The organism is Kaistella sp. (assembly GCF_049588135.1).
Classification (GTDB): domain Bacteria; phylum Bacteroidota; class Bacteroidia; order Flavobacteriales; family Weeksellaceae; genus Kaistella.
Genome location: NZ_JBAVFG010000170.1, coordinates 1 through 10841 on the forward strand (window position 1 = coordinate 1; position 10841 = coordinate 10841).

Genomic DNA, 10841 nt, shown 5'->3' on the forward strand with positions numbered 1-10841 from the left:
TGTAAATATAACAAATGCGCAAAAATAAATGATAAAAAATAGAGTAAATTATTGATTATAATATCTCTAACGAAACTTCCCAAAGTGAATCACTTTGGGAAGTTTCTATTTTATTTCATTTGATGAAAAATGAAATTTTATTTTTCTAAATTTTAGATCATTTTCAAAGTATTCACTTCCAATTCAGTTAAGATTCTCCAGTGACCACGTTTTATATTTTTCTTGGTTAAGCCAGCGAATAATACTCTGTCAAGCAACTCAACTTCGTAACCTAATTTTGTGAAAATACGACGTACTACTCTATTCCAGCCAATACTAAGTTCAATCCCGATTTCATTTTTAGGTTTTCCTTCGATATAAGAAATACTGTCAACTTCTGCAATTCCTTCTTCTAAACGAATTCCCTCCTGGATCATATTTAAATCGGCTCTGTCTAATTTACGATCCAAAGTCACATGATAGATTTTCTTCATGGCAAAAGATGGATGAGTCAGCTTCTTAGTCATGTGGCCATCGTTCGTCAACAAAATTACTCCAGTTGTAGAACGATCTAATCTACCAACTGGAAACAATCGGTAAGGTGAAGCGTTCGCTACTAAATCCAAAACAGTTTTTCTGGCTTTATCGTCTTTTGTCGTAGAAATATATCCTTTTGGTTTATTCAATAAAACGTAAACTGGTTTCTCTGGCGTAATTCCTTGTCCGTCGAAAACCACTCTATCGGTTTTCTGAACTTGGTAACCCATTTCTGTTACTGGTTTTCCGTTTACTTCTACCAAACCTTGCGTAATCAAATCATCTGCTTCTCTACGGGAACAAATTCCTGAATTCGCAATGTATTTATTTAAACGGATGGATTCTTTTGGTGTTTCTTTAGCGAGTTTATCAAACCTTCTTTTCTGAACGAATGAACGGGTTTTCTCTGCTTCATCAACTGGAACGAAAGGCTTTTTATATGGCTTTTTAACGCCAGATTTTGCAGAACCTTTTTCAAATTTACTGCTGCTATCAAAAGATTTTCCGATTCTTTTTCCCATTTTTCGGGAAGCAGGTTTGTCGAAAGTTTTCTCATAAGATTTCGCTTCCGATTGAGACATTAGTCTTGGTTCTCTCGGTGCTTTCGGTTCTTTTGGCTCTTTTCTTTCTACTGGTTTTTCAGTTCGCGGACGAGCAGATTTTGTCCCACGTGGTTTTGAGGAACTTCCTGAATTAGAAATTTTGCTAATGCGTGGCTTCTTATTACCATTACTATCTCTGCTCATATTCTGAAAAATTTATCTGCAAAGATAAGCTATTTTTTATTTGTTTAAATGCGATGATACAATAAGATACGAACTAAATTTCTCAATCGAAATAAAATTTATTCTAGAAATTTTAATTTTAATAGAATCATCGTTTAAAACAAAAAACTAAATTTTAGCCTATTTATAAAAAATAATACTGATGAATTCCGTTGGCCAACATTGAAATAATCCCGATGAAAATCCAGATTCTTAGCATATTCAGATTAACAAACTTCGAATATTTGGTTTTATTTAAAACTAAAAATACCGATACGGTTTGAATAAAAATACTGGCAGCAAAATAGTAACTCATAATACTGTGCAAGCTCATTTTCCAAATAATTAATCCGGAAGAAATCTGTACGATAATTAAAAGAGAGATTATAAAAACGTTTGAACTTGTAGCACTAAAATAGTTCGGAATCGTGTAATAGCCAAAAACCTTGTCTGCATTTTTAGTTAAAGTATCTTTAATAACATCAATAATTAAAAGCATTAAAAATATAAAAATAGACATCAAAAAGATTTGAAGCGAGAACGTTTTGTAATAAAACAACATTCCAAAGAATGGATAAAGAGATAAACTCACAAAAGTTAAATTATTAATAATCAATAATTTACTTAATTTATGACTATAAAACCACATTAAAAACTGATAGACCAAAAAGAAAAAGAAAACCCGCATCGAAATCATTCCCGCAATTCCCAGCGAAAATAAATTAAGAACGATGTAGGCATATAGAAAATACTTTTGTTTAAGAAAATTTTGAACTCTTGTTCTAAACGGTTTGGTCACCTGATCTTTCTCCCGATCATAGAATTGATTGATAATTCCGCCTGCTAGAATACTTAGAATGCAGCAAAAAATAATCCCATGAACTTTGAAATCGAAAACAAAATTTCGCAAACTTTCTTCTTGATTAAAGAGAGAAAAAGTAGAAACATATAAAGCAAAAGTAAGGAGCAGAGTTACGAAAACCCGTGCGCCCATCAAAAAGGCAATGAACTGAGAAAACCGATAAAGTAAGGGATTTTTCATGGAGCGTAAAGTCACAAACTGCTTAATTAAAATTAAATTTTGATTGGTGGTTTTCGACTTTAATCATTGATTTAAAACCGATAAATAACTTCTTTGTGAAAACCTTCAAGCATTTTTTCTGCTTTTTTATAATCTTTGGTAAAGCCCAAAATATAACCGCCACCGCCACTTCCGCAGAGTTTTAGATAATAAGCATTGGTATCCAAACCTTTTTTCCAGGCATTATAAATACTTTCGGGAATCATCGGTTTGAAATGTTCATAAGCCCAAACAGAAAGATTTTTCAGATTTCTAAAGAGTGGATTCATTTCCTTTTTCAGAAAAGCCTCGATACAAGCGTTGTTGTAACGAATAAACTCTTCTTTCATGGTTTTACGAAAACCTTCGGTTTTCATTTTTTCAAAGAAGATTTGAACCATTGGTCCGGTTTCTCCAGTCATTCCAGAATCGATTAAAAAGATTGCTCCTTTTCCTTCATGACCTTCCGGAATAGCAACTTTATCCACGCTTTCTTTGCTTTCAATAAGAATCGGCAGATTCATATAGCAAATTAAAGGATCAATTCCTGAACTTTTTCCATGGAAATAACTTTCCATTTGACCGAAGATAGTACGTAGATTTTTGAGTTCGTTTTTAGAAACTTGTTCTGGCTGATAATTTTTTACCGAATATTTTTCAAAAATAGCCGCTACCAAAGCACCAGAACTTCCAACACCATATCCTTGCGGAATATTAGAATCAAAGAAAAGTCCTTTACTAATGTCCGTTTTGAACTTTGAAATATTGAGTTGAAAAATTTCTGGAAGTTGTAAATCTTTTAAATATTCTGAATATTTTAAAAGTGAATCATTTGATTTTTTCTCAAAATCACTTTTTAAATCAGAGAATTTCAATGTTCCTTTATAAAAACTATACGGCAACGTAAGTCCTTGCGAATCTTCGATGATACCGTATTCTCCGAATAAAAGAATCTTTGCGTAAAATAATGGATTGGTCATTCTTTATAATCTGTTTTCCCTGTGCAAATATACAATATTTCTGATTATCAATAAATTACTTACTAAAATAGGAATTTCGTAATCATTAGGATTTATAGGATTTTAATTTAAGAAATCTGATCAATATCAAGCCAATTGCAAAAAAGAAAGACATTCCTATGAATGCGTAATGCATATTGTGAAATTTTTGAATAACAATCCCGAAAATTAATGATCCTAAAATAATCGCAAGCTTTTCTAAAACATCATAAAAACTAAAATAGGTCGTATTATCCATAGAATCTTCTGGTAACAATTTCGAATAAGTAGAACGTGACATTGCTTGCAAACCACCCATTACCAAACCAATAAGACCAGCTAAAGCGTAAAACTGAATTTCTACTTTAGGATTTTCTTTTTTAAGGAAAAATGCAGAAAGACAACAAATAATCCAAATTCCGACGGCGATGCTGATTACATTTTTATTCCCTATTGATTTTGATAATCTGGAAAAAGCCAAAGCGCCAAAAATAGCAACAATCTGAATGACCAAAATGGTGATAATCAGTTTATATTGATCTTCTTCGCGGGTGAAAATTTCTGAGGTTCCGAATAAAGTTGCCATTAAAAAAATCGTCTGCATCCCAATACTGTAAAAGAAAAAAGAGGACAGAAAAAATTTTAGATTTCTGTCTTTGAACAATTCGCCTCCAACTTTAAAAAGTTCTCGGAAACTTTCTTTTGCAATATCAACGTAAAATGCCAAATTATCTTTAATTACTTCGAAAATCCCGCCATGTTCTTCGTGTTTTGCAAAGATGTTTTTATAATTTAAAAGGACAAGATCTTTCGGTAATTTATCTTTAACTAAGCCAAATTGCGGCAAATATCTAAATGTATATTGCGAAAATCCGAACCACCAAGCTCCTGTAATTAAAAAGGTAATTCTCGTGTAAATCTTAGTTTCTTCCGGCGTTTTTGCAACGACTTGAATGAGCAGTAAGCACAAAATTAATAAGATTACAGAACCAATATATCCGTAAACATAGCCTTTTGCAGAAAGTGCATCTTGTTGATCTGGCGTTGCAATATCGGGTAAGAAAGAATTATAAAACACCAAACTTCCCCAAAAACCTACACTTGCCGTAATGCTGAACAATAAGCCTAGGAAAACGTTATTCATGCCCGTAAACATCGCCAATCCCATACATGAAGTTGCTCCCAAATAACAGAAAAACTGAAGAAATGATTTCTTATTTCCAATCGTATCTGCCAAGGAGGATAAAATAGGTGAAATAATGACAACAATTAAAAAGGATAAAGTTAAAGAAAAACTGAAAATTGCAGTTGGTTCATAAGAATTCCCCATAATATTAATCATGTGAGGAACCGGAACTTCTTTCCACTCCCCAGAACTTTCGATAAAAACCTTTTTTTTGTAAGCGGTCGTAATGATCGAATAATAAATCGGGAAAATAGTAGAAGTAATTACTAATGAGTACACCGAATTTGCCCAATCGTACAAAGCCCAAGCTTTCATGATTTTCGGATTATTCTTGATATTTGGCTTTTGCAAATTGGCGTTTTCTGACATGTTGAAATTATTAATTAAACAAAAATAAAAAAACCATTAAGATATCAATGAAAAAATGTCATTAATAATTCTTAATGGTTTAAATTTAAAAAAAACAAGAAAAATTACAAGTTCTCGATAACGATTGCACTTGCTCCACCGCCACCGTTACAAATTGCAGCTGCACCGTATTTTCCGTCGTTTTGTTTTAAAACATTAATTAAAGTTACGATGATTCTGGAACCTGAACTTCCCAGCGGATGTCCCAAAGCGACTGCACCGCCGTTTACATTTACTTTATTGGAATCTAATCCTAAAATTTTATTATTCGCCAAACCAACTACTGAAAACGCTTCATTAAATTCGAAAAAATCTATATCAGAAATTTCTAAACCTGCTTTTTTCAAAGCGATTGGTAAAGCTTTTGCGGGCGCGGTTGTAAACCATTCCGGAGCTTGCGCTGCATCTGCGTAAGAAATAATTTTTGCTAAAGGTTTCAATCCTAATTCTTCCATTTTTTCTTTAGACATTAAAACCAAAGCAGATGCTCCGTCGTTTAAAGTGGAAGCGTTTGCTGCGGTTACGGTTCCATTTTCTTTTTGGAAAACGGTTGGTAAAGTTCCGATTCTATCGAAGTTTACAGATTTGTATTCTTCATCTTCAGAAAAAATAATTGGGTCTCCTTTTCTTTGTGGAATTTCTACTGAAACAATTTCGTCATTAAATTTACCTTCGCTCCAAGCTTTTGCAGAACGTTGGTAAGATTGGATGGCAAATTGATCTTGATCTTCTCTGGTAATTCCATATTCGGCGGCGCATTTTTCGGCACAAACTCCCATGTGAACTTTATTGTAAACATCCGTTAAACCGTCTAGCACCATTCCATCCAACATTTTCACATCGCCTAATTTGGTCGCATTTCTGGCGTTGTAATAATGAGGAACCGAGGACATATTTTCCATCCCGCCTGCGACGATCACGTCCTGATCACCTGCTTTGATGGACTGTGCAGCCATCATCACGGCTTTCATTCCTGAAGCACATACTTTATTGACGGTTGTGGCAGGAGTTTCGTTGGATAAACCTGCTCCCATTAATGCCTGACGAGCGGGTGCCTGGCCTTCTCCGGCTTGCAGAACATTTCCCATATATACTTCCTGAACGTGTTTCGGGTCAAGATTTATTTTGTCTAAAGCACCTTTAATTGCAGTTGAACCTAATTTTGTAGCCGGAACTGAGGCCAAACTTCCCAGAAAACTTCCCATTGGAGTTCTCACTGCTGATACGATGAATACTTCTTTCATTATGTAGAATTTATATTTATTTTAAGTATGCCAAATTACAAAAAAAAACACACTCTGAAAAAGTGTGTTTTGTATTTTAAAAATTAGTGTGTTAGGTCGGCGATAACTTCCGGATCGTGCTTATGTTTAAACATTATGGCAAACAATATGGTAATTACTAAGGCATAACCTGCGAAAACCAGCCAGATTTCCTGCCACATTTTATCACCATTTTCGAGCGTGAAATATTGCTGGATTAACCAACCGCTTAATAAACTTCCACCAATTGCACCGAAACCATTGGTCATCATCATAAACAGACCTTGTGCAGACGAACGGATTTTATAATCAGTTGTTGTTTCCACGAAAAGAGAACCTGATATATTGAAAAAGTCAAATGCCATCCCGTAAACGATACAAGAAAGAATAATCAATCCTAAACCAAAGCCTTCCGGTCCGCCGTAAGCGAAAAATCCGAAACGTAAAACCCACGCAAACATCGATAATAGCATTACATTTTTAATTCCGTATCTCTTTAAAAAGAAAGGAATCGCCAAAATAAATAACGTTTCTGAAATCTGTGAAATCGACATAATCAACGTGGACCGCTTTACTACAAAACTGTCAGCATATGCCGGAATTTTCCCAAAATCTGATAAGTAAGTATCACCATACATATTGGTCAACTGCAACGCCGCACCCAAAAACATGGAGAATAAAAAGAACAACGCCATCTTGTAATCTTTAAGTAAAGAAAACGCATTAAGTCCCAGTTTTTCTGATAAAGTAGCATTGGCAGGAATTAAATTCTGCGGCGGACACTTTGGTAATGTGAATGCATAAATCCCTAAAATAAAAGCCACAGCAGCCGCAATATAAAACTGAGATCCTGAATCTTTATTTCCTGTAAGATTGGTAATCCACATGGCTACGATAAATCCTACTGTTCCCCAGACCCGAATTGGCGGGAAAACCTTTACAACATCGTAATTATTATTTTTCAGAATATAATAAGCGATAGAATTCGACAGAGAAATCGTCGGCATATAAAACATCATCGCGACGAGCATGATCCAAAAGAAATTTTCCGGAGTCGAAATAGAGGGTAAGAATACGAGAATAATCCCGTAAAGAATATGCAAAATACCATACAGTCTCTCGGCATTTATCCATCTGTCAGCGATGATTCCTATGAGAGCAGGCATTATAAGAGAAGCAATTCCTAAAGTCGCAAAAACTTTACCGAATTCCTGTCCACCCCAGTGTTTTGTTCCGAACCAATAAACTCCTATGGTAATTAACCACGCTCCCCAAACAAAAAACTGCAGGAATGACAGAACGGTTAGTCTTAATTTTAAATTCATAATATTATTAAAATTTTAGTCGATTTTATTTTTTCTACGTTTTATTTCTTCCTGAATTTCTAAAGCTGCATCGAAATCCTCATCTTTAACGGCATCCTCCAAAAGTTTATTGAGTTCCTCCATAGGGAGACGAGATAGATTTCCTTCTACTTCTTCTTCAACTGTCTCTGCGGATTTTGAGGGAACATCGAGTTCTAATAAAATACCTGCTTCATTCAAAACCTGCTGTGTGGTATAAATAGGAGCGTCAAAACGGACAGCCATTGCGACAGCATCAGAAGTTCTTGCATCTAATATAAGTTCCTCTTCCGTTGTCTTATTTTTAAAATTGATATTAGAGAAAAATACGCCATCAATAATTTGATAAATAATGACGGAGGTGATCTCAAAATGAGTGGCCAAAACGAATTTGGAAAATAAATCGTGCGTAAGAGGCCGCGGCGGATGAATATCTTTTTCTAAACCTAATGAAATAGATTGTGCTTCGAAATTACCGATCACAACCGGCAGTTTGACATTGCTTTCTTCATGTTCCAAAAGCAGGGCATAAGCGCCAGATTGCGTTTGGCTGTAGGAAATCCCTCGAATGGTTAATTTTTTATAATCCATGAGACAAATATAAATGAAATTTTCACATTATGAGTTTTGATCCGTCTTTTTTGTTAAAAAATAAAATAAAAATCATGAGAAATTTACAAAAAAAGTCCAAAATAAATTCTGGACTTTAAGATGATATTCAGAAAAAGGAATTTATCCTTTCAAAGCTTTAATTTTCTCAGTTAATTGCGGTATGATCTGGAAGGCATCTCCTACGACTCCATAATCCGCAGATTTAAAGAAAGGAGCTTCGGGATCACTGTTGATCACCACAATTGTTTTAGAAGAATTCACTCCTGCCAAATGCTGAATCGCACCGGAAATTCCGACAGCGATATACAGGTTGGGCGAAATTGCTTTCCCAGTTTGTCCTACGTGCTCAGAGTGAGGTCTCCATCCGATATCAGAAACCGGTTTGGAACAAGCTGTAGCTGCACCCAATAGGTTTGCTAAATCTTCGATCATTCCCCAGTTTTCAGGACCTTTCATTCCACGACCTGCAGAAACTACGATTTCAGCTTCTTTCAAATCCAGTTTTCCTGAACTTTGTTCGTGAGAAATAACTTTGGTATCTTCATTAGCTACCGATAAATTTTTCACTTCTTCAGTACCAGAAACTACATTTTCTTTTATCCCAAAAGCATTTTGAGAAACCGTTACAATAACTCCTGCCGCATCAGCTTTTGTGTGCATCATTCCTTTTCCGGAAAACGCTCTTCTTTTAACCTGGAAAGGAGAGATACTTTCTGGCGTTTCCAAAGCGTTGGTAATCAAAGAATAGTCTTTCATAATTGCCAACATTGGAGCTACCGATGAAGCATCAGTTGTGTGAGGGAATACAATAATATTTCCGTCTGCAACTTCATTTACTGCTTGTGCATAAGCTTTAGCACTGAAACTTTTTAAACCATCGTCTTTAATATTTAAGACTTGATTTGCACCATATTTATATAGTAAGTCTGAAGAATCTGTTGGGTTTACGGAAATTGCGGTAACCGTGTCTCCCGTTTTATCAGCGATTGATTTGGCATAAGAAACCGCTTCAAATGCAGCTTTTTTATAGATTCCGTTTATATTTTCTGCGTATACATATACTGCCATGATTGATTTTGTTTAAGGTTAAGAATTAAATTACTTTCGCTTCTTCGTGAAGTAATCTTACCAATTCATCGAGATTGTCAGGAGCCACCATTTTTACTGCTGCTCTTGCTGGAACAGCATCGAAAGAAACCGCCTCCACTTTTACTTCGCTGTTTATTGGTTCGTTAACTACCAAAGGTTTTGTTCTGGCAGACATAATTCCACGCATGTTCGGAATAATTAAATCCTTCTCATCAACCAAACCTTTTTGACCTGCAATAACTGCCGGAAGTTTTACCGAAATGGTTTCTTTACCACCTTCGATTTCTCTTACTGCAATTGCTTCGGCACCATTTACTTCTAAACCTACACAAGCATTTACGAAAGGTTGGTTTAGCAATTGGGCAACCATTCCTGGAACAGCTCCACCATTATAATCGATGGATTCTTTACCACAAAGGATTAAATCATAACCACCACTTTGAGCGATATTTGCTATTTCTTTTGCCACAGCATAACTGTCTTTTGGCTCAACATTAATTCTAATGGCATCGTTAGCACCGATTGCTAAAGATTTTCTAATCACCGGCTCCGTGGTAGCATCACCAACGTTGATAACCGTAACGGTTGCTCCTGCCGATTCTTGCAATTTGATTGCTTTGGTTAATCCAAATTCATCCAAAGGATTGATTACCCACTGAATACCGTTTTTGTCGAAAGCAGATTGGTCTGCTGTAAAATTAATTTTGGAGGTAGTATCCGGAACACTACTGATACAAACTAATATTTTCATGTGTTAATATTTATTGTTTTTACTGTTTGCTAAGATAAAAAAAATATTTACTATGCATGCATAGTATTTGAAAAAATGATATTTAGAACATAATTAACCTTTTGGTTTCAAAGGTCTAATCTCAATTTTACTCGGTAAACTTCTTGGATTCATTTTTAAAATATCTAAAACCAATTCCCCGATATCTTCTGGTTGAATCTTCCAAGAATCTTTTTCTGAAGGCTCATTTCCATTAAAATGAGTCGAAACAGAACCCGGCATTATCGTAGAAACTTTGATATTATATTTTCTTAAATCTTGCATTGCTGCTTGGGTAAAGCCCACTGCACCGAATTTCGACGCATTATACCCAGAACCATTTTCAAAGAAATTGATTCCTGCTAAACTCGAAATGGTAATAAAATAACCTTCTGATTTTTTTAGCTCTTCAACTGATGCTTTCAAAGTGTGGAAAATCCCAGAAAGGTTAGTATCAATCATCGAAGACCATTCTTCGATTGAAAGTTCATCAACAGGTTTAAAAATTCCTATGCCAGCATTTGCAATAACATAATCGATTTTCCCAAATTTTTTGGTGATTTCGGCAACTGCATTTTTTTCGTCTTCAAAATTTTTAACATCAGAGCCGATCCCAAAAACAGGTGCTTCCATCGTAGATAATTGGTTGGCAACTTCAATTGCATCTTCTTTATTACGACCTGAAATAGCAACAGTGATCCCATGCTTATGGAGTACTTGTGCGATTCCCAAACCGATACCCTTTGTTCCACCGGTAATATAAGCAACTTTATTTTTCATTATTTTTTTATTTGCTTAAAGGTAAAAAAAAACGTCCCAATTATGGGACGCTCT

10 protein-coding genes are annotated in these 10841 nt (G+C 35.1%); all 10 read right to left on the bottom strand.

The genetic code is table 11. The features are described from left to right. Window positions 1-152: 152 nt before the first annotated feature. Entirely contained in the window at window positions 153-1262 is a 1110-nt protein-coding gene (locus tag WBY99_RS09420; RefSeq protein WP_423976077.1) for a pseudouridine synthase, read from the bottom strand. 163 nt (window positions 1263-1425) lie between these two features. After that, complete coding sequence (locus WBY99_RS09425) at window positions 1426-2322, bottom strand: UbiA family prenyltransferase (RefSeq protein ID WP_423976078.1); 897 nt, start codon at window positions 2320-2322, stop codon at window positions 1426-1428. Window positions 2323-2393: 71 nt separating this feature from the next. After that, window positions 2394-3320 carry a mevalonate kinase family protein gene (locus WBY99_RS09430; protein WP_423976079.1) on the bottom strand — a complete coding sequence of 309 codons (927 nt, stop codon included), beginning with the start codon at window positions 3318-3320 and terminating at the stop codon, window positions 2394-2396. Between the two features lie 85 nt (window positions 3321-3405). Further along, the gene (locus WBY99_RS09435; RefSeq protein ID WP_423976080.1) at window positions 3406-4893 is read right to left on the bottom strand and encodes an MFS transporter; all 1488 of its coding nucleotides are present in this window, start codon (window positions 4891-4893) and stop codon (window positions 3406-3408) included. Window positions 4894-4997: 104 nt separating this feature from the next. Next, window positions 4998-6176 (bottom strand): acetyl-CoA C-acyltransferase, encoded by a 1179-nt coding sequence (locus WBY99_RS09440; protein ID WP_423976081.1) that lies wholly within the window; start codon window positions 6174-6176, stop codon window positions 4998-5000. A gap of 83 nt (window positions 6177-6259) precedes the next feature. Continuing rightward, window positions 6260-7519 carry a nucleoside permease gene (locus WBY99_RS09445; RefSeq protein ID WP_423976082.1) on the bottom strand — a complete coding sequence of 420 codons (1260 nt, stop codon included), beginning with the start codon at window positions 7517-7519 and terminating at the stop codon, window positions 6260-6262. Window positions 7520-7534: 15 nt separating this feature from the next. Beyond that, window positions 7535-8128, bottom strand: coding sequence for a bifunctional nuclease family protein (locus WBY99_RS09450; RefSeq protein ID WP_423976083.1), 594 nt, complete (start codon window positions 8126-8128; stop codon window positions 7535-7537). Between the two features lie 141 nt (window positions 8129-8269). Next, window positions 8270-9217 (bottom strand): electron transfer flavoprotein subunit alpha/FixB family protein, encoded by a 948-nt coding sequence (locus tag WBY99_RS09455; protein ID WP_423976084.1) that lies wholly within the window; start codon window positions 9215-9217, stop codon window positions 8270-8272. A 25-nt stretch (window positions 9218-9242) separates the two neighbouring features. Further along, entirely contained in the window at window positions 9243-9989 is a 747-nt protein-coding gene (locus tag WBY99_RS09460; RefSeq protein WP_423976085.1) for an electron transfer flavoprotein subunit beta/FixA family protein, read from the bottom strand. A 93-nt stretch (window positions 9990-10082) separates the two neighbouring features. Beyond that, window positions 10083-10787, bottom strand: coding sequence for an SDR family oxidoreductase (locus tag WBY99_RS09465; RefSeq protein WP_423976086.1), 705 nt, complete (start codon window positions 10785-10787; stop codon window positions 10083-10085). Between the last annotated feature and the right edge of the window lie 54 nt (window positions 10788-10841).

What these genes read in the sequence shown, in the direction of transcription:
- WBY99_RS09450 (WP_423976083.1), bottom strand. Translation starts at nt 8,128, where the DNA reads ATGGATTATAAAAAATTAACCATTCGAGGGATTTCCTACAGCCAAACG.
- WBY99_RS09440 (WP_423976081.1), bottom strand. Translation starts at nt 6,176, where the DNA reads ATGAAAGAAGTATTCATCGTATCAGCAGTGAGAACTCCAATGGGAAGT.
- WBY99_RS09435 (WP_423976080.1), bottom strand. Translation starts at nt 4,893, where the DNA reads ATGTCAGAAAACGCCAATTTGCAAAAGCCAAATATCAAGAATAATCCG.
- WBY99_RS09455 (WP_423976084.1), bottom strand. Translation starts at nt 9,217, where the DNA reads ATGGCAGTATATGTATACGCAGAAAATATAAACGGAATCTATAAAAAA.
- WBY99_RS09425 (WP_423976078.1), bottom strand. Translation starts at nt 2,322, where the DNA reads ATGAAAAATCCCTTACTTTATCGGTTTTCTCAGTTCATTGCCTTTTTG.
- WBY99_RS09465 (WP_423976086.1), bottom strand. Translation starts at nt 10,787, where the DNA reads ATGAAAAATAAAGTTGCTTATATTACCGGTGGAACAAAGGGTATCGGT.
- WBY99_RS09420 (WP_423976077.1), bottom strand. Translation starts at nt 1,262, where the DNA reads ATGAGCAGAGATAGTAATGGTAATAAGAAGCCACGCATTAGCAAAATT.
- WBY99_RS09445 (WP_423976082.1), bottom strand. Translation starts at nt 7,519, where the DNA reads ATGAATTTAAAATTAAGACTAACCGTTCTGTCATTCCTGCAGTTTTTT.
- WBY99_RS09430 (WP_423976079.1), bottom strand. Translation starts at nt 3,320, where the DNA reads ATGACCAATCCATTATTTTACGCAAAGATTCTTTTATTCGGAGAATAC.
- WBY99_RS09460 (WP_423976085.1), bottom strand. Translation starts at nt 9,989, where the DNA reads ATGAAAATATTAGTTTGTATCAGTAGTGTTCCGGATACTACCTCCAAA.